Below are 24,943 nucleotides of genomic sequence, written 5' to 3'. Positions count from 1 at the left end.
CCAAGCTATCAGCGCCCCAGTTCTGCCGGAACCAGCAGGCGCTCGACCACTTTGCCGTTTTTCAGGTGCGATTCGACAATTTCCTCAATATCACTGTTGTCAATATAGCTGTACCAAGTGCCTTCAGGATAGACCACCGCCACCGGGCCAGCGGCGCAGCGGTCTAGGCAACCGGCTTTGTTGACGCGCACTTGGCCGGGGCCAGCCAAACCGGCCTGCTTGACCAAGGCTTTGCAATGCTCAAATGCGGCCTGCGCGCCGTGCTGGGCGCAGCAGGCTTGGCCGTTGTCGCGCTCGTTCAAGCAAAAAAAGATATGCCGGGCAAAATAGCCGGGCCTGGAGGGCATCATGGAGGTACTCATGCACGCATTTTAGGAACTGCTGTCTTTGCGTGCCGCTTGCAATAACACATACACCAGTGTGACATAAGGCCAGAGCCAGCCCAGCCATTGGCCTAAACCAAAAAACCGAATAAAACGCCCTTGCTCCCAGGTTTGCAAGGTTTGGGCAAAGTAGGCACTGGTGGGCGCATGGTTGAGCAAACTCAGGTGCAAGGTCAGCACCAATAACAACACCACCGCACAGACGCGCCGGGGCAGCCACAACAAAACCACCGCCAAGACCAAACCCGACCCAATCCCCGCCACTACCGGGGTGTTGAGCCACTCCCACGCATGGGTGGGGCCGTAGCTCAGGGCGGCCGATAGTGCGGTGATGCCCACCCCTACCAGCGCACCCAGCAGCGCAGCCACTGCTCTGCGCCCTCGGTGCAAAATAACGCAGTAGGCCAGCAAACACGGCACCAACAAGCCCAAGGCCACGCAGAGTAGCTCTCCGGCAGGCGACAGCGCTTGCAGCGGCTCCAGCCGCTCGGGCAGCCAATCGCGAAAGGCAGAGTCTTCTAACGCTTGCACCGCAACCGCCTCTAGGCGCTCTAACACTTGGCCCAACCCAAACGGTTCAGCCGCTGGAAACAACAACGCCCAAGGCCACAGCGCCAGCAGCACCAAGCCGCCACGGGCATCTGGCACAAACCAGCGCGCCCGAAAACGCCCCCAGCGGTCAATGGCCCCGAGGCGCTCCATCAGCGTGGCCAACAAAGCCCCCACCAAGGCCCCACCTGCATTGAGCAGCAAATCCAGATTAGACGGCACGCGCTCGGGCAGGTAAATCTGCAAAAACTCCATCAGCAACGACAGCAAGCCGCCGCCCAGCGCCGCCAGCGGCAAGGCACCACGGGGCCAGCCGGTACGCAAGAGCGCCAGCGCCAGCAAAAAACCCAGCGGCGCATAGCCCGCCACATTGATGGCCACGTCAAAGCGCGTCCAGTAGGGCGGCGGCAAGCGCGCCCACAAAAACACTTCGGGGGCGATGCCTTGGGCGCGCCAGCCACTAAACGGAAACAAGCTGGCAAAGACAATCAGCGCCGCATACACCTGCGCCAGTGGCCAGGCCACCGTTTTATGTGCGGCGGATACGGTCACAGCCAACCTAGAACGGCTTGACCACCACCAGCACCACAATGGCCGTGAGTAGCAGCACCGGAATCTCGTTAAACCAGCGGAACCACCGGTGGCTACGCTGGCAGGTGTTGGCTATCAGCTTGCGTAGCAGCACGGCGCAAGCATGGTGGTAGCCCAAGGCCAAAACCACCAAAGTCAATTTAGCGTGCATCCAGCCATTGCCCGGTCCCCAACCTATGCCATAGCCCATCCACAGCCAGACACCCAAGCCCACCGCTGGCACCGCCAGCAGCGTGGTAAAGCGCAGCAACTTGCGCGCCATGAGCAGCAAACGCTCGCGCTCGGCCACCGAACCGGGCGTAATCATGGCCAGATTGACAAAAATGCGTGGCAGGTAGAACAGACCGGCAAACCAGCTGGCCACAAAGATGATGTGAAAAGATTTAATCCAAAGCATGGTGGCAGTTTAATGGGGCACAATTTTCCCTATGCATCTTTCTAGCCCTACCCCCTTCCCGGCCAATCGGCCCCGGCGCCTGCGCCGCGACAGTTTTACGCGCAATTTGGTGCGTGAACACGCCGTGAGCGTGCATGATTTAATCTACCCCGTGTTTGTGCATGAGGGCCAGCGCGTGCATCAGGCAGTGCCGTCCATGCCCGGTGTCGATAGGCTCAGTTTGGATTTGTTGCTGCCGGTGGCCGAAGATTGCGTCAAGCTGGGCATCCCGCTGCTGGCGCTGTTTCCGGCGATTGACCCGGCCCTCAAAACCCCCGACGGCCAAGAAGCCAGCAACCCCGATGGTTTGATTCCGCGCGTGGTGCGCGCCCTCAAGCAAGAGTTTCCGCAATTGGGCGTGATGACCGATGTCGCCCTAGACCCCTACACCAGCCACGGCCAAGATGGCGTGTTGGACGAGACCGGCTACATCATCAACGATGCCACCGTCAAAATTTTGACGCAACAAGCCTTGGCCCATGCCGAAGCCGGTGTGGACATTGTGGCCCCGAGCGACATGATGGACGGGCGCATCGGTGCGGTGCGCCAAGCCCTAGAAGCCCAAGGCCACATCCACACCCGCATCATGGCTTACAGTGCCAAATACGCCAGCGCCTTTTACGGCCCCTTCCGCGATGCCGTCGGCACCCGTGGCGCACTGGGCAAGGCAGACAAAAACGTCTATCAGATGGACCCCGGCAACAGCGATGAAGCCCTGCGCGAAGTGGCACTCGATATTGCCGAAGGCGCGGATATGGTGATGGTCAAGCCCGGTATGCCGTATTTGGACATTGTGCGCCGCGTCAAAGACGAGTTTCGGGTGCCCACCTTTGCTTACCAAGTCTCGGGCGAATACGCCATGCTCAAGGCGGCGGCCGCGCACGGTTGGCTAGACCACGATGCCGTGATGATGGAGGCCATGCTGGCCTTTAAGCGCGCTGGTGCCGATGGCGTGCTGACTTACTTTGCCCGCGACGTGGCGCGTTACTTGCAAAAATAAACGGTTTTTGCCTCACCGGAGGATCCTTTAATTTATGGATTCCATATAATTTTAGCAATGGAGAAAAATTCACCCCATTACCCATTGCAAGACATCAAAGCCGATGTGGCAGCGCGTGGGGCTGATGCCTTCACCCGTACCGCGCTGCATGGCATGGGTGAGATGGGGCTATCCCTCAACGAAGCCGTGAATATGGTGTTGGGACTAAATCGGCGCAGGCTGGTCAAAAGCATGACTACCCATGCAGATCATCGTGTTTGGCAGGATGTGTACCACGCCCCCTGTCCTAATGGAAAGATGGCCTACATCAAGGTCACGCTTCAGGCTGGCTCTACCGTGATTCAGTTCAAGGAGAAATAACATGACAACGAAGCATTTCTGTTTGCAATGCGACGATGGCACGCTGCTAGTGCATGAGCGGCGCGATTTACGCATCCATGCCGATGAGTATGTGGACAACGTGGCACAAGTGAGCGGCTGGCATTGCCCGGTGTGCGGGGAGTGCGAGTTTGATGCCGGTGAAGGCACACGGTATGCTCAGGCATTGGCTGCCCTGCGGGTCAAAGCCAATGAGCAACGTGCTGCCGCCATACGCGCCACACGCAAAAAGTTGGGCCTACGCCAAGCAGAAGCAGGACGGCTGTTTGGTGGCGGTGCATCGGCATTTTCTGAGTATGAGCGCAACAAAACGCAGCCACATAAGGCGATGGTGATGCTGTTCAAATTGCTGAACAAACACCCAGAATTACTGGAAGAAATTAAGTAAATGCGCGTAATCGCCGTGGAATTTGCTACAAAAGGATAGACTAGGAAAGCGGCAAAAAATCCCTATCGGTTGTACAGAACTACTCACCAACCAGCAGCCTTTCTGGCCCTCAGATGTTCACTTTGAGGTAGTGTGACCCAGCAATCGGGTTGTGGTAATAAGGAGGAATCTCCTCAAACCCCAAATCGGTATAAAGGGCGCGCGCCGATTCCATCTCGTCCAAGGTATCGAGCAGCACGCAGGCATAACCGGCTTGGCGTGCTACATCCAAAATGCCTTCGGTCAGCTGGCGGCCCAGCCCAAACCCGCGAAACGCCTTGCGAACATACAGGCGCTTCATTTCGGCGGCATTGGGGTAATCGGCTGCATCCAGCGGGCGCAGGGCGCAACAACCGGCCAAGGCACCATCTACCCATGCCAGCAACAAGCCCCCGCGTGGTGGGGCGTAATCACCGGGCAGGCTTTGCAGCTCCGCCGCAAAATCTTGAAAACACAAATCAATGTCCAAGCTGGCGGCATACTCTTGCAACAAAGCACGGGCACCCTCTAGCTCGTGTGGGGCCGTGCCAAGCTCTGACAGCATGACACAGGGGCGAAACTCTAAGCTGTCGTCGTCCTCTATCTCCATCGTATTTACCCTCCCAAACTGGCAATCCAAGCCACCAGTGCGCTGCACAGCAGCAGCACCACCAAAGCGCCCACGCGCGCGGCGGCATCATCGCGCGCAGCAGGCACTGGCGTGGTCAGGGTTTTATCGCCGCTAATCATCGGGCCGACCAAGGATTCTTTTTTTACGACGGTGTAAAACACAATCGCCAATACATGCAAAGCCACCAGCGCCATCACTAAATACTGGCCGACCTCTTTGTGCAAGCCCGTGGCCCAACTGACCCAATCACCAGAGACAAAACGGGTCAGGGGGCCAGCAAAGGCGATTTCATCATCGCTGAACAGGCCGGTCAGCACCTGCAACACCAGCATCCCCAGCAGGCCAAACACCGACAACGCCCCCAGTGGATTGTGGCCAACGTGGTCTTGTGCCTCGCCTTGGCCGCGCATGTAACGCAAAATCCGCGCCGGGGAGTAAAAAAAGGAGCTAAAGCGCGACCAATAGCCGCCCACAAAGCCCCACACCAGCCGAAACAACAACAGCGCCAGCACCACATAGCCCAGCCGAAAATGCCAGACCATCGCGTTGCCGCCCACCTTGGCACTCACCACCAAACCGATGGTGCAAGCGGCCAACAGCCAGTGGAACAGACGGGTGGGCAAATCCCAGATACGAAGCGTGATAGTCGAGTGTGGTTGCATAGTGAAGTGTCTTTTCTATGGGCGTATTGACAGCCCCAACGGGCTTAGTGGCCTAAGAGCAGCTCGGGTTCCTCAGCTTCTAGCACCTGCTGCGCCCACGGCACCAGTTTGCGGGTATCGGCACGCAAAATTTCTTGCTTGACCGCCAAAATTTGTGCTGGGTGCATCGAAAAACTGCGTAACCCCAAGCCCAACAACAAGCGCGTCATGCCCACATCACCCGCCGTCTCTCCACACACCGAGACACTTTTGCCTTGGGCTTGGCATTCGGCAATCACCTCGGCCACCAAACGCAACACAGCCGGGTGTAGCGGGTCATAGAGGTGCGAGACGGATTCATCCGCGCGGTCAATCGCCAAGGTGTATTGGATTAAATCATTGGTGCCGATGGACAGAAAGTCAAAATAGCGCAAAAAGGTACGCACCATCAGCGCCGCCGCTGGCACTTCGACCATCGCCCCCAAACGCACCGGGCCATAGGCTTGGCCACGCGCATCGAGTTCCGCTTTGGCCAGCGCGACTTGGGCCAAAGTTTGGCGAATTTCTGTCACATGGCCCAGCATGGGAAACAGCAGGTTGATTTTGCCGTGCGCTGCGGCACGCAACAGTGCGCGCAATTGCACCCGGAACATCACCGGGTCGGCCAGACTCCAGCGGATGGCGCGCAAGCCCAAAGCTGGATTGAGGTGGTCGTCTTTGTGCGCTTTGTCTAAGGGCTTGTCGGCCCCGACATCAATGGTGCGGATGGTCACCGGCAGGCCCTGCATTCCATCGACGGCGGTGCGGTAGGCTTGGAACTGTTCTTCCTCGTCGGGCAGGTTGCCATAGCGGCCCATGAACAAAAATTCGGTACGAAACAGCCCCACGCCTACCGAACCAGCGCGCACAGCCGCAGCGGCATCGGTGGGTTGTTCGATGTTGGCCAGCAGCTCGATTTTTTGCCCATCTAGCGTGACAGACGGTGTATGCCGTAGCCGGGATAAGCGCTCGCGCTCTAGCTCCAGCTGGCGCTGGCGGTAACCGTATTCAGCCAAGATGATGGGCGAGGGGTCCACTATGACGACCCCCGCATCGCCATCAATAATCACCCAGTCGTCTTGGCGCACCAACTGACTGACCATGCGCGCACCGACCACCGCCGGAATATCCATGCTACGCGCCACAATGGCGGTGTGCGAGGTTTTGCCGCCCACATCGGTCACAAAACCGGCAAACACACTGGTTTTGAATTGCAGCATATCGGCGGGCGACAAATCATGCGCCACCAGCACCAAGGGCACATCCATGCCATCGTCCAGCAACAAATCTTGCTGGGTTTTGCGCCGCGAGGTGCCCGCTATGGGCGGCACTACGGGCTGGGCTACGCCCTGCATGGTACGCAAAATGCGCTCTACCACTTGCTCTAAATCGGCTTTGCGCTCGCGCAGGTAGGGGTCTTCCATTTCGTCAAACTGGCGGCAGATGACTTCTAGCTGCGTGGTCAGCGCCCATTCGGCGTTGTAGAGGCGCTCGGTCACCCAGTGCTTGACACCGCTGCTCAAAATTTCGTCGTTGAGCAGCAACAAATGCACCTCTAGCAAGGCGGCCAGCTCGTGCGGCGCATCGGCGGGCATGGTGTCGAGTAAGCGTTGCAATTCTTCGGCCACGCTATCGCGGCCTTGGCGCACGCGGGCGATTTCGGACTCAATTTGCGCTGGCTCGATAAAGTAGTGCGCGACTTCGACGCGGCTAGAACCCACCAGCACAGCACGCCCAATGGCAATGCCACGCGCCACCACCAAGCCCGGAACGGAAAATGTCATGAAAAATCTGCCTCTCTGGTCTTGGCACAGGCCGCTATGCGGGTGGCACTGGGGTTACAACCGCTTTATTGGCCTTCGCCAAATTTATCAGCAATCAGCGCCAGCAAGGCATCCATCGCCTCTTGTTCGCGTTCGCCGTTGGTTTCTAGTTCTACTTCGGAGCCAATACCGGCGGCCAACATCATCACGCCCATGATACTTTTGGCGTTGATACGGCGGCTGCCCCGGCTCATCCAAACTTCACACGGGAAGCTGCCAGCCAGTTTGGTCAGTTTGGCCGAAGCGCGGGCGTGCAGGCCCAGTTTATTGACGATGGTGGTGGTGTTTTTAAGCATCGGTTTGCGTTCCTTGGGGCGCACGCAGGCGGGCAAATTCTTGGTGTTCGTGGGCGATGGAATGTTCCATGACGTTGCGGTAAATGGCCTCTATCATGTCGGGCACACCGCCATGCAGGGCAGCGCTGGCCCGCACACGCGCCACAATGGCCTCGATGCGCGCTTCGTCGCGCACTTGGGCAGGGTCTTGCTTGATGCGCGCGGCTTGGGTCATGTAGCCGGTGCGTTGTACCAGCAAGGGCACCAGCACATCGTCTAAAGCATCTATATGGCGGCGCACGTCCTGCATGGTGGTGCAGTGCTGCACGTTGTCGATGGCGCGGGTCATTATTATTCCAAGCCTTCCTCTACCAGTTCTGCCGCGCGCAACAGGGCGCGGGCCTTGTGTTCGGTTTCTTTCCACTCTAATTCGGGCACCGAGTCGGCCACCACACCGGCAGCGGCTTGCACATACAGCGTGCCATCTTTGATGATGCCGGTGCGGATGGCAATCGCCAAATCCATATTGCCCGCATAACTCAGGTAGCCACAGGCACCGCCATAGATGCCACGTTTGCTCGGTTCCAACTGGTCAATCAGCTCCATCGCATGGACTTTGGGTGCGCCCGTCAGTGTGCCTGCGGGGAAGGTGGCTTTGAGTACATCCATGCTGGTCATGCCTTCGTTGAGGATGCCTTCCACGTTGCTCACAATGTGCATCACATGGCTGTAACGCTCTACCACAAAGGCTTCGGTCACTTTGACGCTGCCAATGTGGGCGATGCGGCCAATATCGTTGCGTGCCAAGTCAATCAGCATGACGTGTTCGGCGCGCTCTTTGGGGTCGTTGATGAGTTCGACTTCGGCGGCTTTGTCTTGCTCGGGTGTGGCCCCGCGTGGGCGCGTGCCGGCCAAGGGGCGGATGGTGACTTTTTGCCCCTCGGGGGTTTGCTCTTGGCGCACCAAAATCTCGGGCGACGAACCCACCACCTGAAAATCGCCAAAATTGTAAAAATACATATAGGGCGATGGGTTGAGCGAACGCAGCGCGCGGTACAGGCTCAAGGGCGATTCGGTGTAGGTTTTGTGGATGCGCTGGCCCACTTGCACCTGCATAAAGTCGCCTGCGGCAATCAACTCTTTGGCATGGGCCACAGCGGCCAAGTAGTCGTCTTTGGCAAAACTGCGCTGGGCCGGATGGCTGGTGCTGGCGTGTACCACCGGGGCCACGACGGGCGCTTGCAAGCGCTGTTTGAGCTGCAACAAGCGTTGCTGGGCTTGAGCGTAGGCTTGGGGCTGGGTGGGGTCGGCATAGACAATCAAGGACAGCTTGCCCGATAGGTTGTCAATCACCGCCAATTCTTCGCATTGCAACAATAAAATGTCGGGGCAACCCAAAGTGTCGGGGGGGCAACTGGCTTGGAGTTTTTTCTCGATATAGCGCACGGCATCGTAGCCAAAATAGCCCGCCAAGCCACCACAAAAACGTGGCAAGCCCGGCAGCAGCGCCACCTTGAAGCGTTGCTGGTAGTGGGCGATGAAGTCCAGCGGGTTGCCCGTGGCGCTTTCTACCACCACGCCATCGGTCAGCACCTCGGTTTTGGTCGCATGGCCAAAGCCACTGGCGCGCAACAGAGTGCGTGCGGGCAGACCAATGAAGCTATAACGGCCAAAGCGCTCACCGCCCACGACGGATTCGAGCAAAAAGCTGTGCTGCCCGCCCGCTTGGCTGTGCGCCAACTTCAGGTAGAGCGACAGCGGGGTTTCCAAGTCCGCAAAGGCTTGCGCCATGAGCGGAATGCGGTTGTAGCCCTGTTGGGCCAGCTGGTTAAATTCAAGTTCTGTAATCACGGGGGTAAATCCCTGCTGGGGCGGCATGGTTTGGCGTAAAAAAACGCCGTGCCGCAGTGTTCAGGCAATCGGCCCCCACCAGGGGACAAGGGGAGGCCACGGAGGGCGCGCAAGGCCATACCCGCACGCATCAGGCGCGGTAGTCAACAGAGCGACGCCAGGGCCAGGCCCCTCGGTCAGACTGACCTGCGATGAACACGCGGTGGATGAACATGGGCAAAGTGTAGCAAACCAGACTAGCCACGCCGCACGGCTTGGTTTTTTTTGTTACAAATACGAACCGTAGCAAATGCCGGTTTTACTGCCAAGCTGGCGATAAGATGGCCGTGTAATTTTGAGTTTCCTAGCAAAAACCCTAATGTGTAACAAAAAGAAACCGCTCAGAATACGTAGCATGGGCAGGCTGCACAGCTGGGTTCCGCGTTGCTGCGGTGGGTAGCGTAATTTTCAGTCAGGGGTGGCCACTATGTTTCAATTGTCTTCTTATACCGTTTCTAGGCGTTTACTGGCCCTGATATTTGCAGCAGCCTTGGGCATTTTGTCTTTGGCAACGGTGTTTTTATTTTCGGAAAATCGTTTGATTATGCAAGAGCGCCAAAATGGCGTGCGTCAAACGGTAGAAACTGCCCACAGCTTGTTAAATTATTACCACGGCTTAATCAACAGCAATCTATCAGAGGCCGAGGCCAAAAAACAAGCTATGGCCGCACTCAAGGCTTTGCGTTATAGCCACGATGAATATTTCTGGATTAATGACATGGATACCACGATGGTGATGCATCCATTCAAACCAGCTTTAGACGGTCAGCGCTTATCCGAATTTAAAGACCCTACGGGCAAGTTATTCTTTCAAGAAATGGTCAGTAAAGTCAAAGCCGATGGCGCAGGCTTTGTCGATTATATGTGGCCCAAACCCGGCCAAGATGATCCAGTGCCCAAAATATCGTATGTCAAAGGCTTTGCCCCTTGGGGCTGGATTATTGGCTCAGGGGTTTATATAGACACCGTGCAAACGCTGGTGCAAGAGCGCATGGTATCGTTTTCTGTAGGGGCCTTGTTGCTGGCGGGTCTGCTGATTTTGCTGGGTTGGTTTATCAGCCGCAGCATTTTGGGCCAATTGGGGGGGGAGCCTGCCTATGCAGCCCAAATTGCCCACCGTTTGGCCGAGGGCGATTTGTCGGTGCCTATCCAAATCCGGGATACCAGCCAGCCCAATTTGCTGCACGCCATTGAGGCCATGCGCGACAAAATCGCCCTGATGGTGGGCCAAGTTCACCAAGGGGCCAGTGCAGTGGCCAGCGCCAGCGCGCAAATTGCCAGCGGCAACAGTGATTTATCAGGCCGCACCGAAACCCAAGCCAGCGCCCTCAACCAAGCCTCCGGCTCGATGGCCCAATTGGGCAGCACCGTGCAGCAAAATGCCGACAACGCACGCCAAGCCAATCAGTTGGCCTTGAGTGCCTCTAGCGTGGCGGTGCGTGGTGGCGAGGTAGTCTCTGAAGTGGTCGAGACCATGAAAGGAATTAACCAAAGCTCGCGCAAAATCTCTGACATCATCAGCGTGATTGATGGCATTGCCTTCCAAACCAATATTTTGGCCCTGAATGCAGCGGTTGAGGCGGCACGCGCAGGCGAACAAGGGCGCGGCTTTGCCGTGGTGGCCTCCGAGGTACGCAGTTTGGCCGGGCGCAGTGCCGAAGCAGCCAAAGAGATAAAAACCCTGATCAATGCCAGCGTGGAGCGGGTAGAGCAGGGTACGGCACTGGTCGATCAAGCGGGGGCCACCATGAACGAGGTGGTCGATAGCATCCGCCGCGTGACCGACATCATGGGCGAAATCAGCGCTGCCAGCCACGAGCAATCGACTGGTGTGGCCCATGTGGCCGAGGGCGTAGCCCACATGGACCAAGCGACACAACAAAACGCCGCCTTGGTGGAGGAAATGGCCGCTGCTGCCAACAGCCTGCACGCCCAGGCCGAAGATTTGGTGCAAGTGGTGTCGGTGTTTAAGCTGCAAGGGCAGCAGCGCGCCCAGACTGCACCATCATCCCACAACAGCCGGGCTTTGCGTTTAGCCCGTTAAAGCACGGCCCCCAGAGCCGCCAAGCTGTCTAGCCAGCCATCGGCATCGACTTGTTGCACCGGCTGGCCGTGGTTGTAGCCATAAGTGACCAGCAACACCGGGCAAGCAGCGGCGCGCGCGGCTTGGGCATCGTTGCTGGAGTCGCCTAGCATCAGGGTGCGCGCTGGCGCAGTACCTAAAGCGGCACAGGTTTGCAGCAGCGGCAGCGGGTCGGGCTTTTTGCGGGCAAAGGCATCACCACCAAACACCTGGGCAAAGTAGCCCTCTAAGCCTTTGGCTTGCAACAGGGCCACGGCAAAGGCGGTCGGCTTGTTGGTCAGGCAGGCCAGTGGCAGCCCCAAGCCGCGCAGAGCCTGCAAGCCCTCTAACACCCCCGGATAGACGCGCGAGAACTGTCCGTTGACTGGGGGGTAATGCTGCTGGTAGCTGTCCCAAGCACGGGGGAATAAAACATCCACTGCGCTTTGCCGGACTGCTGGCTCGGGCTGCTGCACGGCCAATACGTGGTGCAGTACCGAGGCAATCAGATGCTCGGTGCCTTTGCCCACCATGCGCTCTACCTCGGTGGCAGTGACTGGCGGCAGGCCCACATCGGCCAACATGCGGCGCAATACCTCGACAAAATCGCCCAAGGTGTCCACCATCGTGCCATCCAAGTCAACTATCGCGGCATCGAAAGCCCCCGGCTGCAAAGGCAAGTGCAACATCGGTGCTACCTGCTCAAGCCAAGGCGGCACGCATCGCGTCGATGACGCTGCGGTAGTCGGGCTTGCCAAAAATGGCGCTGCCCGCGACAAACGTATCGGCACCAGCATCGGCCACGCAGCGAATGTTGTCGGCCTTGATACCACCATCCACTTCGAGGCGAATATCTTTGCCGCTGGCCTGAATGCGTTTGCGGGCGGCTTCTATCTTCCGCAGGGCCGAATCAATAAAACTCTGGCCGCCAAAACCGGGGTTGACGCTCATGATGAGAATTAAATCAATATCGTCAATCACCCAGTCCAGCACGTCCAGCGGCTCGGCGGGGTTGAACGCCAGCCCGGCCTTGACGCCTTGGGCTTGAATGGCTTGAATGCTGCGGTGTACGTGGCCAGAGGCATCGGGGTGAAAACTGATGAAATCCGCCCCGGCTTGGGCAAAAGCAGCGGCCAGCGCATCCACCGGCTGAATCATCAGATGCACATCCACCGGCACGGCAACGCCCGCCGGGGTGACAGCATGGGGCTTGAGGGCTTGGCACACCATCGGCCCAAAGGTCAGGTTGGGCACATAGTGGTTGTCCATCACGTCAAAGTGAATCCAGTCAGCACCGGCAGCAATGACGTTACGCACCTCTTCGCCCAAGCGGGCAAAGTCGGCGGAGAGGATGGAGGGGGCAATACGGTAGGTTTGGCTCATGGTTGGGATTGTCGTGGAAATGGGGGTAAAAAGAAATTAGCCAGCGCTTGGGGGTGTCTGGTTGAAATAATTAAAATCTAACCTTGGTTTTTCTTGGCGCTTGTTTGAGTTTTTTCCTCATAAGGTTTTGTACCAACTTGGATCAACGCTGATCTCCTCGACGACTTTTGTCGTAATGCCCAGCCCCAATTCTTTTAATTTGTCTGCGAGCTGGTCACCATCCACTAAATCAATCGGTGGAGCGCCATCACGAATAGCCTCTTTTACGGCATCTCTCGTGAATGTTCCTGTTGTGACAAATAATCCTTTGTCGGCACGGCCAACCATAGCTCCACGAAAATCGCGTATATCGCTGGATGAAACGGAACCTTGGTACTTTTTGCACTGAAAAATTACATGAAAGCTTAATAATCCATTAATCCGGGCGATACCTTTGCCGTCAATGCCGCCGTCGCCACTTCTGCCAGTTACCTCAACCTGCACGAAACCAGATTCACGCAGGAGTCGCTTTACAAGACGCTCAAATGCAGAGGGATCCATCTCCTGCGTCAGGATGTGGTGAAGATGTTCTCTCCAAGTGCGCGCTTCTTCCGGCAACTCTTCATCATTGATGCCACCGTTCGTTTCTTTTGGTTTTCGATTAGGTTTTTCTTTTTTTACTATTTCGCGTACAACGCGAATAACTTCACGAGGGTCAATTTTTTCAATGTGCCGTTTCTCGGGCACGATAGCCCAAATTCCGCGACTTGAATTTTCTAAAACACCGTATTTTTTCAAATAAGTACGCGCCCATGCAAGTCGATATTCCACTTCCGTTTGATTGCTTTTGTCAGGATTGTGCGGAATGTTCAAAAATTCTTCGGGAAGATTCAAGTTTTCCGTGACTTTAGCATAAATCTCTTCAATCGAACCAGATCCGCCAAGCTGTTTGAGCGCTTGAAACAGCGGGTTGATAAGAAGATCGTATTGCGGAACTTGATTCATGCTATTTATGTGGCTAAATTCAGATGTGGTGAGAGAGGAAACGTTAGTTAGAACGTAGAACGTAGGTTGGGTTACGGATGCAACCCAACATCTTCAAGACCAACACCTACCTACCGTAACAAAATTGTGTACCTGCTATGGTGATGTTGGGTTGCGTGCAACCCAACCTACGAGGCTTACGAGTTGGGCGAGGCGGCGCTCAATCCTGCACTCAGGCGCTGGGCCAGCTGGCGCACGACGACATTCTGGCACGAGCCATCGCTGCCCAGTGCTTGCCCGACAAACAGGCGCAAGGTCTTGAGCGGCGGATACTGGCGTTGGCGCACGGTGGCTAGGCAGTGTTGCTCGACAACAGAGCAAATTTGCTCGGCGCTGAGTGCTTGCTCGAAGGCACCGCCAGGGTACTGGGTAAACTGCTGGCGCAGCAAATGCGCCTCATCAAAATGCTTAGATTGGTTATCCTTCATGCGGGCTGACTCCTTGGTGGTTTGCTGTTTGGTTTTGCAACTTCAGCCTACCACCGTACTGGGTGTCAGCCCACCTTCAAATTCTTGCCTCGGGGCTTATCTTTGTGCCATGATAATCTGACCCCAATTTTTTGCACTGTTGTTTTGTGTAGTCATGTGTATAATTTCGAAATGAAAAGCATCGAAGTCATCCAACAACTCAAGGCTGATGGCTGGTATCTGGTGCATGTGGTTGGCTCACATCACCAGTTCAAGCACCCCAGCAAGCCCGGTAAGGTGACGGTGCCTCATCCCAAGAAAGACCTGCTGATTGCCACCGTGCGCAGCATCCTCAAGCAAGCGGGCCTCTAAGGGCCCTTTGGAGCGCAACTATGCTGTATCCCGTTTATGTACATGTGGGTAATGAGCAGCAAGCCCACGGCGTTGTTTTTCCCGATTTCCCCGGCTGTTTTTCGGCGGCTGATGACTGGGCTAGTTTGCCCGGAGCCATTCAGGAAGCTGTCGAGGCGCACTTTCACGGTGAGCCTGATGCGGTGCCCGCCCCTACCCCATTGGATCAGCTCGTCAATAGTCCTGATTATCAAGGTGGTATTTGGCTGTTGGCCGACATTGATCTAAGCCGTATCGAAACCAAGCCAGTACGTCTGAACATCAGCCTGCCCTCCAATCTGGTGCAGCAGATTGATGCTTGGGCAAATGCCCGCCATATGACACGTTCGGGTTTTTTGGCTAAGGCAGCACAGCAAGCTATGCAGGCTTGAGTTTGGCTGCTTTTTAACAGCCAGTATGGAAATAATTGCAATCTGATTTCCGATTTTTCCTGACTTACTCAATGAAGAGCGTAGGTTGGGTTACGGATGCAACCCAACATCTTCAAGACCAACACCTACCTACCGTAACAAAATTGTGTACCTGTTATGGTGATGTTGGGTTGCGTGCTACGAGGCTGGGTAAAAACGACGCGGCCTTTACGGTGTTTGAGCGCCACTGGCGGCAACTGGACGACACGGCGTAAGCCAGTCCCACCGATGGAGGGAGCAAGCAAGTAAACAATGTATTCAATCAAACACCGATGCAAAGCGGAGAGCCTCTCCGAGGGGGTCGCCTGCCCGCTTGCGCCCTAGACAGCCAAAATACCCGCTTTGTGGTGCGATTGGAGCGACAAAAAGCACGCGAACAGCGGCGCAGGAGGGCATCAGGGTGCAATGCGGGTGCATATTTGCAGAAAAAATCGGCTGAGGCCGGGGTGGCCGGGAGGTGCTTTTTGGGTCACGGATTCAGGTACTTAATAAAGCACCTACAATATTTAACGCAAGAGGTGTTTTTTTCCCAAAGGCTTCTTGTGTGTAATGGGATGGCGTAGAGCGTAGGTTGGGTTACGGATGTAACCCAACATCTTCAAGACCAACACCTACCTACCGTAACAAAATTGTGTACCTGTTATGGTGATGTTGGGTTGCGTGCAACCCAACCTACGAGGCTTTTTTAGGCGGCTTAAATTTTCTGCTCGATCTGGTCATTTCCGAGTGGCACTTGGGGCACTTTCTCGGCTCTTCGGAGTGCGGTTTCTTGAAGGATTTATTGCAATTGAAACAGGCAAATGGAAAAAGAAAGGACTGAATGTTCTTTTCTTTGGGGAATGCGCTGTGATGCTTGAAGCTGCTCATTTCCTTAAGCCTTCTAACGTTTGACGTGAGGGGCCACCGTAGCGGCGAAGCCGCGAAGGGAACCCGCAAGCGCAGCTTGTGGGCGGTACCTCTCGACGGAATGGTTAGATGCGACCGTTTTAGTGAACACTTGCCTTAGATAGCAAGTTGAGCACAGCAACGCCGCTGATAATGAAGCCGACACCAACAAATCCCCACATATCTATTTTTTGACCATGCAAAACCCATGCAATCGCAGTGACCAAGACGATCCCGAGGCCCGACCAAACTGCGTAGGCGATTCCAACAGGAATCGATTTGAGTGTCAGCGACAGGAAATAAAAAGCAGCAGCGTATCCCGCTACGACGATAAAAGACGGTACTAACCTAGTAAAGCCCTCACTAGACTTGAGCGCAGAGGTTGCAATGACCTCAAAAATAATGGCCGTAGCCAGAAATAACCAATTTTTCAAAATATTCCTCCATGGAGTTCCGCAAAGAAATTTTAGGTTCGATTTAAGAAAACAAACAGTCTTGTTTCTGGCACGAAATTTGTGCGCACAGCAAAGCATCTAACTAGGATTAGACGACAGCCCCATCCTAGCTGGCCGTCGTATAAAAACGCACCATGCTACCGCAACCTAGAGAAAAACGATAGTTTTTCATTTAGCACAACCTAAATTTTCCTAGAGGCCAGAACCCTCTGGCACCCTCAGTGCTTATGCGCCCTATCCCGCCCGGCGATTGAGCAGCGCCACCGCCACGCGCGAATGCGATTTGCGCCCCAGAAAATCGCTGATGTAGCTGCCTGCGTCAATCAGCTTGTCCAAGTCGATGCCGGTGTCTATGCCCATGCCGTGCAGCATATAGACCACATCTTCGGTCGCCACATTGCCCGTGGCCCCCTTGGCGTAGGGGCAACCGCCCAAACCAGCCACCGAGGATTGGAAGTTCCACACCCCCATTTCCAGCGCCGCCAACGTATTGGACAGGGCTTGGCCGTAGGTGTCGTGGAAGTGGCCCGAGATGTCGTCGATAGCGTAGTGCTGCAAAGTGGCCTCAATGGCGGCCTGCACCTTGCGCGGTGTGCCCACGCCAATGGTGTCGGCCACATCCACGCGCTGCACGCCGATTTGCTTGAGCAAACCTGCCAGATAGCCGACCCGCTCGGGGGCAATCTCGCCCTCGTAGGGGCAACCCACGGTGCAGCTCATGGCGGCACGCACGCCAATGCCCGCCGCCAAAGCGGCTTGTACGACCGGCGCAAAGCGCTCGATGCTTTCGGCAATACTGCAATTGATGTTTTTCTGGCTAAAGGCTTCGCTGGCCGCACCAAAAACGACGATTTCGTCCGGTTGCGAGGCCAGCGCCGCTTGGTAGCCCTGCAGATTGGGCGTAAGGACGGAATAACGCACCCCCGGCTGGCGTTGGATGCCCGCCATGACCTGCGCGTTGTCGGCCATTTGTGGCACCCATTTGGGGCTGACAAAGCTGGTGACTTCAATCTCTTGCAGTCCTGCGGCTTGCAGACGTTGTACCAAGCCGATTTTGATGTCGGCAGGCACCGGGGTTTTTTCGTTTTGCAGGCCATCACGTGGCCCGACATCAATCAGCCGCACGCGGCTGGGGAGTTGGTGCAGGCTCATGCGGCGGCCTCGGCGACTTGCAATTGCAACAGTTCTGCGCCTTCGCTCACTTGGTCGCCCGGTGCATAGAGCAGCTCCAGCACCACGCCATCGGCAGGGGCAGCAATGGTGTGTTCCATTTTCATGGCTTCCATCACCGCCAAGGGTTGGCCTTTGCTCACTTTGTCGCCCGCTTGCACAGCAAACGAGACCACCTTGCCCGGCATCGGGGCCGTCAGGCGGCCGCCTTCAGCCTGGGTTTCGCCCGCATGGGCCAGCAGGTCGATTTCGACAATCTGCGTGGCCCCGCGTGCGGCAAACACTTGCAGGGTTTCGCCTTGGGCATACACGTTGACCAAAGCACGTTCTTCGGCAAACTGCAATTCAATCTGGCCGTTGCCCAGCGCTTGGAAGCTCAAAGCACCGCTGGCGGCACTGGCGCTGCTGCCTTGGCCGGGTTGTACCGCCAATTGCAATGCACCACCCCCCAAGTAAGTGAGTTGGGCGCTGGCCGGTGCGCCGCCAAACTCAAAGGCAAAGCTGCGCTGGGTGCGGCCATGCGAGCGCCAACCATCGCGGCGGCTAAACGGGTCGGTGCCCTCTAGGGTTCGTTCGGCCAGCAGGGTTTGGGCCACGGCAGCAGCGGCAGCCAGCGGCAGGCCCACGGTTTCTTGGCCGAACAAGACGGCGGCTTCGCGTGGAATCAAAGCGGTATCGAGTTGCGCTGTGGCAAACGACGGGCTGCGTGCCACCAAGCGCAAAAACTGCACGTTGTTCGCCAGCCCGACGATGTGGGTTTGGGCCAATGCTTCGTCCAGACGGGCCAAGGCTTGCTCGCGTGTGTCGCCATGCACGATGAGTTTGGCAATCATCGGGTCGTAGAACGGGCTGATGGTGTCGCCTTCGCGCACGCCATCGTCAAAGCGCACCTCGCCCCGGCTAAAGCTGGTGCAAGCGGGTTTGCGGTACACGGCCAGTGTGCCAGTGGCGGGCAAGAACTGGTTTTCGGGGTTTTCGGCACAGATACGGGCCTCAATGGCGTGGCCGCTGATTTGCAGTTGCTCTTGCAACAGCGGCAGTGGCTCGCCAGCGGCCACGCGCAATTGCCATTCCACCAAGTCTTGGCCGGTGATGGCTTCGGTGACGGGGTGCTCTACCTGCAAGCGGGTGTTCATCTCCATAAAGAAGAAGGCCATGCTGCCATCGGGGCGCTGCTCGACGATGAACTCCACCGTACCCGCACCCACATAATTGACGGCACGGGCTGCCGATACGGCGGCCAAGCCCATTTGGGCGCGCATTTCGGCGCTCATGCCGGGGGCAGGGGCTTCTTCCAGTACCTTTTGGTGGCGGCGCTGTACCGAGCAATCGCGCTCAAACAGGTAGACGTAGTTGCCGTGCGTGTCGCCAAATACTTGGATTTCAATGTGGCGTGGGCGCTGCACATATTTTTCAATCAGCACGGCATCATCGCCAAAGCTGTTGATGGCTTCGCGCTGGCAGGAAGCCAATGCGGCGGCAAAGTCTTGGCTTTGCTCGACTACGCGCATCCCTTTGCCGCCACCACCGGCGCTGGCTTTAATCAGCACCGGGTAGCCAATGCGGTCGGCTTCGGCTTGCAGCAGGGCTGGGTCTTGGTTGGCCCCGTGGTAGCCGGGCACCAAGGGCACACCGGCTTTTTCCATCAATTGCTTGGATTCGGCCTTCAAGCCCATCGCTTGGATGGCCGAGGCGGGCGGGCCAATGAAGACCAAACCGGCATGAGCGCAGGCTTGGGCAAATTCTTCGTTCTCGCTCAAGAAGCCATAACCGGGGTGGATGGCCTGTGCGCCCGTGGCTTTGGCCGCTTCGATGATGCGCTCCCAGCGCAGGTAGCTGTCTTTGGGGGCGCTGCCACCGATATGCACGGCTTCGTCGCAAGCGGCCACATGCTTGGCATGGGCATCGGCATCGGAATACACGGCCACGGTTTTAACGCCCAAACGGTGGGCAGTGGCAGCCACGCGGCAGGCGATTTCACCGCGGTTAGCAATCAGGATTTTCTTAAACATGGGTGTTCTCCGCGTTGAAATCGCCTGCACACGCTACGCGTGCCATGCAATTTGATGAAACGTCTGCTACGCAGCCGTTTTCGCCACGGTTAGCAATCAGGATTTTCTTAAACATGGGTGTTCTTTCAACAAGTCAGGCCAACCAGCGGGGTTTGCGTTTTTGTAAGAAGGATTGCACGCCCTCTTTGCCTTCGCTGCTGGCGCGGATGTCGGCGATGCTTTCTACGGTGGCGGCAATCAGTTCAGTGTTGATATCGCGTTCGGCCACGTCTTGCAGCAATTTTTTACAGGCTTGCACGGCATTCGGGCTGGCTACGGTGATGGCCTTGGCCAGTTCATCCACTTTGGCATCCAAGCCCTCAGCGGCCACCACGGCGTGGACAAAACCAATACGCAGCGCCTCGGCAGCGTCAAAGCGCTCGGCAGTCAGGAAGTAGCGGTGCGCCGCGCGTGGTCCCATAGAGCGAATCACATAGGGGCTGATGGTGGCCGGAATCAGGCCGAGCTTGACTTCGCTCAGGCAAAAACCGGCGCTATCGACACTCACGGCCATGTCGCAGGCCGCTACCAAGCCCATGCCACCGGCATAGACATCGCCCTGCACACGCGCAATGGTGGGTTTGGGGCATTCGTAAATCACACGCAGCATTTGGGCCAGTTTGCCTGCATCTTGCAGGTTTTCGCCACGGGTGTAGTCGGCCATGCGGCGCATCCAATTGAGATTGGCCCCGGCACAAAAGGCCGGGCCTTCGGCGGCCAGCACCACCACGCGTACCTCGTCACGGCGGCCTACTTCGGTGAAGGCGGCGGTGATGTCGGCAATCACTTCATCGCTGAAGGCGTTGCGGACTTCGGGCTGGGTCAGGGTGATGGTGGCACGGGGGCCGTCGTAGGTGATAGAGAGGGCGCTCATGTTCAATCCCCCCTATCACATGCGGAAGATGCCAAACTTGGTGTCTTCTATCGGTGCGTTGCGCGTGGCCGATAGGCCCAGCGCCAGCACGCGGCGCGTGTCGGCGGGGTCAATCACGCCATCGTCCCACAGGCGGGCGCTGGCGTAGTAGGGGTGGCCTTGGTCTTCGTATTGGCGGCGAATCGGGGCTTTGAAGGCTTCTTCTTCTTCCATGCTCCAAGTGCCGCCCTTGGCCTCGATGCCATCGCGCTTGACGGTCGCCAGCACGCCTGCGGCTTGGTCGCCCCCCATCACGCTGATGCGCGCATTGGGCCACATCCACAAAAAGCGTGGGCTGTAAGCGCGGCCACACATGCCGTAGTTGCCTGCGCCAAAGCTACCACCGATGATGATAGTGAACTTGGGCACGCTGGCCGTGGCTACCGCCGTCACCATCTTGGCCCCGTTGCGCGCGATGCCTTCGTTTTCGTACTTGCGGCCCACCATAAAGCCGGTGATGTTTTGCAAGAACACCAGCGGAATTTTGCGCTGGCAGCACAGCTCGATAAAGTGTGCGCCTTTGAGGGCCGACTCGGAAAACAAGATGCCGTTGTTGGCAATGATGCCCACTTGCATCCCTTCGATGCGGGCAAAGCCCGTGACCAAGGTGGTGCCGTAGCGGGCTTTGAATTCGTCAAACTCGCTGCCATCCACAATGCGGGCGATGATTTCGCGCACATCAAACGGTTTGCGCGTATCTGCTGGAATCACGCCATACAGCTCCTCTGCCTCAAACAAAGGTGGAACCGGAGCGGTATCGGCTGGATGGGGGGTTTTACTGCGGTTGAGGTTGCGCACTGCATTGCGGGCCAAGGCCAGCGCGTGCATGTCGTTTTGTGCCAAATGGTCGGCCACGCCGGACAGGCGCGTATGCACATCGCCACCGCCCAAGTCTTCGGCAGTCACTACTTCGCCGGTAGCGGCTTTCACCAAGGGCGGGCCGCCCAAAAAGATGGTGCCTTGGTTTTTCACAATGATGGATTCATCGCTCATGGCGGGCACATAAGCACCACCGGCGGTACAACTGCCCATGACCACGGCAATTTGCGCGATGCCAGCAGCGCTCATGGTGGCTTGGTTGTAGAAGATGCGGCCAAAGTGGTCGCGGTCGGGGAACACTTCGTCTTGGTTGGGCAAATTAGCACCACCCGAGTCCACCAAGTAAATGCAGGGCAGGTGGTTTTGTGCCGCCACTTCTTGCGCGCGCAGGTGTTTTTTCACGCTAAGGGGGTAGTAAGTGCCGCCCTTCACGGTGGCATCGTTGCACACAATCATGCAATCAATGCCGCTGACGCGCCCAATGCCCGCAATCACACCAGCGCCGGGGGCATCGTTGTTGTACATGTTCAGCGCGGCCAAGGGGGCCAGCTCTAAAAACGGGGTGCCGGGGTCAAGCAGCATTTGCACGCGCTCGCGCGGCAGCAGCTTGCCACGGGCGGTGTGTTTGGCGCGCGCCGCTTCGCCACCACCGGCAAAAATTTTGGCAATTTGCGCGTTCAGGTCGGCCACCAGCGCGCGCATAGCGTGGGCATTGGTCTGGAAGTCGGCCGAGCGGGCGTTGAGTTGACTCTGCAAAACGGGCATGGAGGTCTTTCCGGGCGAAAAAGGAAACGGTATAGCTGGCAAGAATACGCCCTCTATCGGTGCTACGGTTGCCAGCAGGGTTGCAAATTGCGCCATGCTAGGCCACACTGGCAGGCGTGAAACCTTTGATTTGCTCCGCTGCTGTTGCTGCCTCGCCCTTGTCGCTACATAGCGGGCCTGCCGCTACGCCAATAGCCTTTGTGCAAGCGATTGTTTATGCCTGTCAACAGGCCAAACTAGACCCTATTCCGCTACTGCAACAGGCACAAATTGCGCCAAGCCAACTGGAAAACCCTGATGCTCGCATCACCGCTTGGCAGTTTGAGCGCCTGTCCGATTTGGCGATGCGTGCTTTGGACGATGAAGCTTTGGGCTGGTTTGAGCGCCGCCTGCCTTGGGGCAGCTATGGCATGTTGGCGCGCGCTTCCATCAGTTCGCCCACCTTGGGGGTAGCCTTGCAACGTTGGTGTCGCCACCATAACTTACTGACCGAGGCTATCGCTCTGAAGTTAGAAACCCGCGATGGGCTGGCCAGCTTGTCCCTCACGGAGCGGCAAGATTTGGGCCTGCTGCGCGAGTTTTGTTTGGTCTCGGTGCTACGCAATGCCCACGGCGTGGCCTGTTGGTTGATTGATTCGCGCATTCCCTTGCAGGGGGTGCAGTTTCCGTTGGCCGCCCCAGCACACCAAGAGGTGTATCCGCTGTTGTTTCCGGGGCCGGTGCATTGGGGCAGTAGTCCGGCTTGCTTGCGCTTTGATGCCCGTTACCTCAATTTGCCTTTGGCGCGCGATGAGGCCGCCTTGCGCCAAATGCTGCAACGCGCCCTACCGCTGACAGTGCTGCAATACCGGCGCGACCGCTTGTTGGTGCAACGGGTGCGCCAAGTGCTGGCCGCAGACCCAGCGGCCCACCACAGCGCCGAGGCGCTGGCGCTGCGTTTGCACCTGTCACCGCGCACTTTGCACCGGCAGTTGAAAGAAGAAGGGGCCTCCTTGCAGGCCCTGAAAGACGAAGCGCGGCGCGAGCGCGCTATTAGCCTGCTACACCGTACCCAGCGGCCCATCAAACAGGTGGCCCACGAGAGTGGCTTTAGCAATGACAAGAGTTTTATTCGTGCCTTTAAAGTCTGGACGGGCCAATCACCTGCTGAGTTTCGGCGCAGTGCGCGCCAAGGGGGTTAAAAAGGGCTTCTTCGGTTTTTTTAGCCGTGCGCGGCAACCATCGCTTCATCTAAATAGCGTTCTAGCACATCCAAAATTTGCGCTTCCATGCGCCCTTGCGCTTGCAAGCCACGCATGAAATGGAGCGCTTGGGCACCCGTCAATCCTGTGCGATAAGGGCGGTTTTGCACCATCGCCTGAAAAATATCCGCCACACGCAAAATACGCGCCTCTAGGGGCAAGGTATCGCCATCAATATGGAACGGGTAACCGCTGCCGCCCGGCTCCTCGTGGTGGTAGGCGGCCCACAGGGCGACTTCTTCAAAGCCCAAAATGCTACGCAAAATCTGGAAGGTTTCAAAACTGTGCGTGTGGATAATTTGGCGCTCTTGGGCGCTCAGGGCACCGGGTTTCTCTAAAATTTCGTCGGGCACGCGCAGTTTGCCCAAATCGTGCAACAAACCGGCTATTTCAATTTTGTCGCATTGCGCTGCTGTCAGACCCATGTGTTGGGCCAGCAAGCGCGATAGCCGCGCTACGCCATGCGAATGCTCGGCGGTAAAGGGGCTTTTGGCATCCACAATGCGCGCAAACAAATCGGCCACTTGGCGAATCTCATACCCCGACGCTGGAATCGGTTGGGCATGGGCCAATTGCTGCTGCAAGCACTGCTCTAGCGCCCGAGGCTCTAGCCGTAGCCAAAAGGCTTCGGTGTCCGAAATCTCCATAAAGGCACGCACAAGCTGCGGCGCAAAGTAGCTCTCGGCCCGGCGGGCGATTTCGGCGCGAATGCTGTCCAGATGGAACAGTACCGTGTTGCTGGCGTAGTAGGGCGCGGTCAAGGTATCGACACGGTCGGTCAGGTAGATGAGGTTGGCTTGCAGGGCCACATCTTGCGGCAAGGCCAAGGTTTGTAACTGTTGCCAGTGGGTGTGGTGGTAGCGTATCGGCCAGGCCATCTTGGCCAGTGGCGCAAAACCCAGCAGCAATTGTTGTCCCAAAATGGCGTGCAGGTGTACGCCTTCGCCGTCAAACTCGGCCACCAGCTGTTGGTGCATTCGGGTCGAGGACACGCCAATATCGTGCAACATGCCCAACTCAAACATGAAGTCACAGCCTGCTTCGGGCCAGCCCAAGGCTTGGGCGCAGGCCGAGGCCATAACGCCTACCCGTTTGCCGTGGGCAACGTCATCTACGCCCACCAAATCCAGTGCATCGGACAGGGCGTAAATAACGTGGTGTAACTCGGCTTCCAAGGAAAAACCTGTGGTTCAAATGGCGGAAAAGCTCAATCGCCCAGCAGTGCGGGTAAATCAGCCAGCTGGGTCAGGACCTCGACCGCACCCGCACCACGTAAAGCCACAGCGCTGCTGTGGCCGGGGCCAGCTGGGCTGTAGCCAATCACGGTGGCCCCGGCGGCTACGCCAGCGGTCACGCCGGTAACGGTGTCTTCAATCACCAGACAGCGTGCCGGTGGCACATTCAGCGCGGCCGCCGCTGCCAAATAGACATCGGGGGCTGGCTTGGTGGCGGGCATTTCGTGGCCGCTAAAAATGCGCCCTTCAAAATACTGCATCAGCCCGACTTGGGCCAGCTGCATCTCTACCTTGAAGCGGTCGGCGCCCGAGGCGCAGGCAATGCGCCCTTGCAGCAAGCCATGCACTGCCTGCACGGCGGCTACGGCACCAGCGATGGGTTTGAGCTGCGCCTTGAGCTTGGCGTTGCGCCGCTCGTAAAACGTGGCCATCCATTCATCGGTGAGTGGGCGGCCCGTGTGGGCTTGGATGCGTGCGGCCTCGCTGCGAACGGTTTTGCCTAAAAAAATCCGCATACATTCTTGCGCGCTGAGCGTCCAACCGGCTTCGTTGAGCATTTGGCACAGTACGCCGTTGGTGATGGGTTCGCTATCGACCAACACGCCATCGCAATCGAATAAAACGGCTTCAAACGTCATGGCTGTGAATTCAAAATTTTTTAACAACAGGAT

The 24,943-nt window shown here is 57.3% G+C and carries 27 protein-coding genes; 7 read left to right on the top strand and 20 right to left on the bottom strand.

Annotated elements, in window-relative coordinates; all coding sequences use genetic code 11:
- Nucleotides 1-8 precede the first annotated feature (8 nt).
- The 3 genes from PHX60_RS00840 to PHX60_RS00830 are packed head-to-tail and all read right to left on the bottom strand — an operon-like array spanning nucleotide 9 to nucleotide 1,920.
- Complete coding sequence (locus tag PHX60_RS00840; protein WP_300073319.1) at nucleotides 9-362, bottom strand: (2Fe-2S) ferredoxin domain-containing protein; 354 nt, start codon at nucleotides 360-362, stop codon at nucleotides 9-11.
- Between the two features lie 9 nt (nucleotides 363-371).
- Entirely contained in the window at nucleotides 372-1,484 is a 1,113-nt protein-coding gene (locus PHX60_RS00835; protein ID WP_300073316.1) for a VanZ family protein, read from the bottom strand.
- Nucleotides 1,485-1,491: 7 nt separating this feature from the next.
- Complete coding sequence (locus tag PHX60_RS00830) at nucleotides 1,492-1,920, bottom strand: CopD family protein (RefSeq protein WP_300073313.1); 429 nt, start codon at nucleotides 1,918-1,920, stop codon at nucleotides 1,492-1,494.
- Between the two features lie 31 nt (nucleotides 1,921-1,951).
- Between PHX60_RS00830 and hemB the strand changes: the two genes are divergently transcribed.
- Genes hemB through PHX60_RS00815 form a run of 3 tightly spaced genes read left to right on the top strand, consistent with a single transcriptional unit; the run spans nucleotide 1,952 to nucleotide 3,725 of the window.
- A complete protein-coding gene (gene hemB / locus PHX60_RS00825) occupies nucleotides 1,952-2,959 on the top strand; it encodes a porphobilinogen synthase (RefSeq protein WP_300073310.1) in 1,008 nt (335 codons plus the stop codon).
- A gap of 57 nt (nucleotides 2,960-3,016) precedes the next feature.
- A complete protein-coding gene (locus PHX60_RS00820) occupies nucleotides 3,017-3,319 on the top strand; it encodes a type II toxin-antitoxin system MqsR family toxin (RefSeq protein WP_300073307.1) in 303 nt (100 codons plus the stop codon).
- 1 nt (nucleotide 3,320) lies between these two features.
- Nucleotides 3,321-3,725 carry a type II toxin-antitoxin system MqsA family antitoxin gene (locus PHX60_RS00815; RefSeq protein WP_300073304.1) on the top strand — a complete coding sequence of 135 codons (405 nt, stop codon included), beginning with the start codon at nucleotides 3,321-3,323 and terminating at the stop codon, nucleotides 3,723-3,725.
- Nucleotides 3,726-3,834: 109 nt separating this feature from the next.
- Here the strand turns inward: PHX60_RS00815 and PHX60_RS00810 are convergent, their stop codons facing one another.
- From PHX60_RS00810 to trpE, 6 genes are all read right to left on the bottom strand, one after another.
- Nucleotides 3,835-4,308, bottom strand: a complete 474-nt coding sequence (locus PHX60_RS00810; protein ID WP_300073615.1) for a GNAT family N-acetyltransferase — start codon at nucleotides 4,306-4,308, stop codon at nucleotides 3,835-3,837.
- Nucleotides 4,309-4,358: 50 nt separating this feature from the next.
- Nucleotides 4,359-5,036: a cytochrome b/b6 domain-containing protein gene (locus PHX60_RS00805; protein ID WP_300073301.1), complete on the bottom strand. Its 678-nt coding sequence runs from the start codon at nucleotides 5,034-5,036 to the stop codon at nucleotides 4,359-4,361.
- 44 nt (nucleotides 5,037-5,080) lie between these two features.
- The gene (gene ptsP / locus PHX60_RS00800) at nucleotides 5,081-6,838 is read right to left on the bottom strand and encodes a phosphoenolpyruvate--protein phosphotransferase (RefSeq protein WP_300073298.1); all 1,758 of its coding nucleotides are present in this window, start codon (nucleotides 6,836-6,838) and stop codon (nucleotides 5,081-5,083) included.
- Between the two features lie 65 nt (nucleotides 6,839-6,903).
- Complete coding sequence (locus PHX60_RS00795) at nucleotides 6,904-7,173, bottom strand: HPr family phosphocarrier protein (RefSeq protein WP_300073295.1); 270 nt, start codon at nucleotides 7,171-7,173, stop codon at nucleotides 6,904-6,906.
- Nucleotides 7,166-7,501 (bottom strand): chorismate mutase, encoded by a 336-nt coding sequence (locus tag PHX60_RS00790; RefSeq protein ID WP_300073292.1) that lies wholly within the window; start codon nucleotides 7,499-7,501, stop codon nucleotides 7,166-7,168. The genes PHX60_RS00795 and PHX60_RS00790 overlap by 8 nt, the downstream gene beginning before the upstream one ends.
- A 2-nt stretch (nucleotides 7,502-7,503) precedes the next feature.
- The gene (gene trpE, locus PHX60_RS00785; RefSeq protein WP_300073289.1) at nucleotides 7,504-9,003 is read right to left on the bottom strand and encodes an anthranilate synthase component I; all 1,500 of its coding nucleotides are present in this window, start codon (nucleotides 9,001-9,003) and stop codon (nucleotides 7,504-7,506) included.
- Between the two features lie 466 nt (nucleotides 9,004-9,469).
- On the opposite strand from trpE, the gene PHX60_RS00780 reads away from it, so the two are divergent.
- Complete coding sequence (locus tag PHX60_RS00780) at nucleotides 9,470-11,086, top strand: methyl-accepting chemotaxis protein (RefSeq protein WP_300073286.1); 1,617 nt, start codon at nucleotides 9,470-9,472, stop codon at nucleotides 11,084-11,086.
- Here the strand turns inward: PHX60_RS00780 and gph are convergent.
- From gph to PHX60_RS00760, 4 genes are all read right to left on the bottom strand, one after another.
- Nucleotides 11,083-11,793, bottom strand: coding sequence for a phosphoglycolate phosphatase (gene gph, locus PHX60_RS00775; protein ID WP_300073283.1), 711 nt, complete (start codon nucleotides 11,791-11,793; stop codon nucleotides 11,083-11,085). The two genes, PHX60_RS00780 and gph, sit on opposite strands and share 4 nt — an antisense overlap.
- A 13-nt stretch (nucleotides 11,794-11,806) precedes the next feature.
- The gene (gene rpe, locus PHX60_RS00770; RefSeq protein ID WP_300073280.1) at nucleotides 11,807-12,487 is read right to left on the bottom strand and encodes a ribulose-phosphate 3-epimerase; all 681 of its coding nucleotides are present in this window, start codon (nucleotides 12,485-12,487) and stop codon (nucleotides 11,807-11,809) included.
- A gap of 117 nt (nucleotides 12,488-12,604) precedes the next feature.
- Complete coding sequence (locus PHX60_RS00765; RefSeq protein WP_300073277.1) at nucleotides 12,605-13,471, bottom strand: restriction endonuclease; 867 nt, start codon at nucleotides 13,469-13,471, stop codon at nucleotides 12,605-12,607.
- Nucleotides 13,472-13,647: 176 nt separating this feature from the next.
- A complete protein-coding gene (locus PHX60_RS00760) occupies nucleotides 13,648-13,938 on the bottom strand; it encodes a hypothetical protein (RefSeq protein WP_300073274.1) in 291 nt (96 codons plus the stop codon).
- Between the two features lie 171 nt (nucleotides 13,939-14,109).
- Between PHX60_RS00760 and PHX60_RS00755 the strand changes: the two genes are divergently transcribed.
- Nucleotides 14,110-14,289, top strand: coding sequence for a type II toxin-antitoxin system HicA family toxin (locus PHX60_RS00755; RefSeq protein ID WP_300073271.1), 180 nt, complete (start codon nucleotides 14,110-14,112; stop codon nucleotides 14,287-14,289).
- 20 nt (nucleotides 14,290-14,309) lie between these two features.
- Nucleotides 14,310-14,699: a type II toxin-antitoxin system HicB family antitoxin gene (locus PHX60_RS00750; protein ID WP_300073268.1), complete on the top strand. Its 390-nt coding sequence runs from the start codon at nucleotides 14,310-14,312 to the stop codon at nucleotides 14,697-14,699.
- Nucleotides 14,700-15,724: 1,025 nt separating this feature from the next.
- Here PHX60_RS00750 and qacG2 read toward each other — a convergent pair.
- From qacG2 to PHX60_RS00725, 5 genes are all read right to left on the bottom strand, one after another.
- Nucleotides 15,725-16,057 (bottom strand): quaternary ammonium compound efflux SMR transporter QacG2, encoded by a 333-nt coding sequence (gene qacG2, locus PHX60_RS00745; RefSeq protein ID WP_300073237.1) that lies wholly within the window; start codon nucleotides 16,055-16,057, stop codon nucleotides 15,725-15,727.
- Nucleotides 16,058-16,312: 255 nt separating this feature from the next.
- Nucleotides 16,313-17,230, bottom strand: coding sequence for a hydroxymethylglutaryl-CoA lyase (locus PHX60_RS00740; RefSeq protein ID WP_300073234.1), 918 nt, complete (start codon nucleotides 17,228-17,230; stop codon nucleotides 16,313-16,315).
- Nucleotides 17,227-19,260 carry an acetyl/propionyl/methylcrotonyl-CoA carboxylase subunit alpha gene (locus PHX60_RS00735; RefSeq protein ID WP_300073231.1) on the bottom strand — a complete coding sequence of 678 codons (2,034 nt, stop codon included), beginning with the start codon at nucleotides 19,258-19,260 and terminating at the stop codon, nucleotides 17,227-17,229. The genes PHX60_RS00740 and PHX60_RS00735 overlap by 4 nt, the downstream gene beginning before the upstream one ends.
- Before the next feature lie 133 nt (nucleotides 19,261-19,393).
- Nucleotides 19,394-20,173, bottom strand: coding sequence for an enoyl-CoA hydratase/isomerase family protein (locus tag PHX60_RS00730; RefSeq protein ID WP_300073227.1), 780 nt, complete (start codon nucleotides 20,171-20,173; stop codon nucleotides 19,394-19,396).
- A gap of 15 nt (nucleotides 20,174-20,188) precedes the next feature.
- Complete coding sequence (locus PHX60_RS00725) at nucleotides 20,189-21,796, bottom strand: carboxyl transferase domain-containing protein (protein ID WP_300073224.1); 1,608 nt, start codon at nucleotides 21,794-21,796, stop codon at nucleotides 20,189-20,191.
- 158 nt (nucleotides 21,797-21,954) lie between these two features.
- Between PHX60_RS00725 and PHX60_RS00720 the strand changes: the two genes are divergently transcribed.
- Nucleotides 21,955-22,977 carry an AraC family transcriptional regulator gene (locus tag PHX60_RS00720; RefSeq protein ID WP_300073221.1) on the top strand — a complete coding sequence of 341 codons (1,023 nt, stop codon included), beginning with the start codon at nucleotides 21,955-21,957 and terminating at the stop codon, nucleotides 22,975-22,977.
- 20 nt (nucleotides 22,978-22,997) lie between these two features.
- Here PHX60_RS00720 and PHX60_RS00715 read toward each other — a convergent pair whose 3' ends face one another.
- Both PHX60_RS00715 and PHX60_RS00710 read right to left on the bottom strand, forming a co-directional pair.
- The gene (locus tag PHX60_RS00715; protein ID WP_300073218.1) at nucleotides 22,998-24,212 is read right to left on the bottom strand and encodes an HD domain-containing phosphohydrolase; all 1,215 of its coding nucleotides are present in this window, start codon (nucleotides 24,210-24,212) and stop codon (nucleotides 22,998-23,000) included.
- A 32-nt stretch (nucleotides 24,213-24,244) separates the two neighbouring features.
- Nucleotides 24,245-24,910, bottom strand: coding sequence for an HAD family phosphatase (locus tag PHX60_RS00710; protein ID WP_300073215.1), 666 nt, complete (start codon nucleotides 24,908-24,910; stop codon nucleotides 24,245-24,247).
- Nucleotides 24,911-24,943: the final 33 nt, after the last annotated feature.

This window comes from Giesbergeria sp., from assembly GCF_028686475.1.
Lineage (GTDB): Bacteria > Pseudomonadota > Gammaproteobacteria > Burkholderiales > Burkholderiaceae_C > Simplicispira.
Note: the sequence above shows the minus strand (reverse complement) of the source record. Positions and strands in the feature narration are given on the sequence as shown.

Excerpts from the sequence above, each read along its gene's own strand:
- PHX60_RS00840 (WP_300073319.1), bottom strand. The coding sequence starts at position 362 with ATGAGTACCTCCATGATGCCCTCCAGGCCCGGCTATTTTGCCCGGCAT.
- PHX60_RS00830 (WP_300073313.1), bottom strand. The coding sequence starts at position 1,920 with ATGCTTTGGATTAAATCTTTTCACATCATCTTTGTGGCCAGCTGGTTT.
- hemB (WP_300073310.1), top strand. The coding sequence starts at position 1,952 with ATGCATCTTTCTAGCCCTACCCCCTTCCCGGCCAATCGGCCCCGGCGC.
- PHX60_RS00820 (WP_300073307.1), top strand. The coding sequence starts at position 3,017 with ATGGAGAAAAATTCACCCCATTACCCATTGCAAGACATCAAAGCCGAT.
- PHX60_RS00815 (WP_300073304.1), top strand. The coding sequence starts at position 3,321 with ATGACAACGAAGCATTTCTGTTTGCAATGCGACGATGGCACGCTGCTA.
- PHX60_RS00810 (WP_300073615.1), bottom strand. The coding sequence starts at position 4,308 with ATGCTGTCAGAGCTTGGCACGGCCCCACACGAGCTAGAGGGTGCCCGT.
- PHX60_RS00805 (WP_300073301.1), bottom strand. The coding sequence starts at position 5,036 with ATGCAACCACACTCGACTATCACGCTTCGTATCTGGGATTTGCCCACC.
- ptsP (WP_300073298.1), bottom strand. The coding sequence starts at position 6,838 with ATGACATTTTCCGTTCCGGGCTTGGTGGTGGCGCGTGGCATTGCCATT.
- PHX60_RS00795 (WP_300073295.1), bottom strand. The coding sequence starts at position 7,173 with ATGCTTAAAAACACCACCACCATCGTCAATAAACTGGGCCTGCACGCC.
- PHX60_RS00790 (WP_300073292.1), bottom strand. The coding sequence starts at position 7,501 with ATGACCCGCGCCATCGACAACGTGCAGCACTGCACCACCATGCAGGAC.
- PHX60_RS00780 (WP_300073286.1), top strand. The coding sequence starts at position 9,470 with ATGTTTCAATTGTCTTCTTATACCGTTTCTAGGCGTTTACTGGCCCTG.
- gph (WP_300073283.1), bottom strand. The coding sequence starts at position 11,793 with ATGTTGCACTTGCCTTTGCAGCCGGGGGCTTTCGATGCCGCGATAGTT.
- rpe (WP_300073280.1), bottom strand. The coding sequence starts at position 12,487 with ATGAGCCAAACCTACCGTATTGCCCCCTCCATCCTCTCCGCCGACTTT.
- PHX60_RS00765 (WP_300073277.1), bottom strand. The coding sequence starts at position 13,471 with ATGAATCAAGTTCCGCAATACGATCTTCTTATCAACCCGCTGTTTCAA.
- PHX60_RS00760 (WP_300073274.1), bottom strand. The coding sequence starts at position 13,938 with ATGAAGGATAACCAATCTAAGCATTTTGATGAGGCGCATTTGCTGCGC.
- PHX60_RS00755 (WP_300073271.1), top strand. The coding sequence starts at position 14,110 with ATGAAAAGCATCGAAGTCATCCAACAACTCAAGGCTGATGGCTGGTAT.
- PHX60_RS00750 (WP_300073268.1), top strand. The coding sequence starts at position 14,310 with ATGCTGTATCCCGTTTATGTACATGTGGGTAATGAGCAGCAAGCCCAC.
- PHX60_RS00740 (WP_300073234.1), bottom strand. The coding sequence starts at position 17,230 with ATGAGCCTGCACCAACTCCCCAGCCGCGTGCGGCTGATTGATGTCGGG.
- PHX60_RS00735 (WP_300073231.1), bottom strand. The coding sequence starts at position 19,260 with ATGTTTAAGAAAATCCTGATTGCTAACCGCGGTGAAATCGCCTGCCGC.
- PHX60_RS00730 (WP_300073227.1), bottom strand. The coding sequence starts at position 20,173 with ATGAGCGCCCTCTCTATCACCTACGACGGCCCCCGTGCCACCATCACC.
- PHX60_RS00725 (WP_300073224.1), bottom strand. The coding sequence starts at position 21,796 with ATGCCCGTTTTGCAGAGTCAACTCAACGCCCGCTCGGCCGACTTCCAG.
- PHX60_RS00710 (WP_300073215.1), bottom strand. The coding sequence starts at position 24,910 with ATGACGTTTGAAGCCGTTTTATTCGATTGCGATGGCGTGTTGGTCGAT.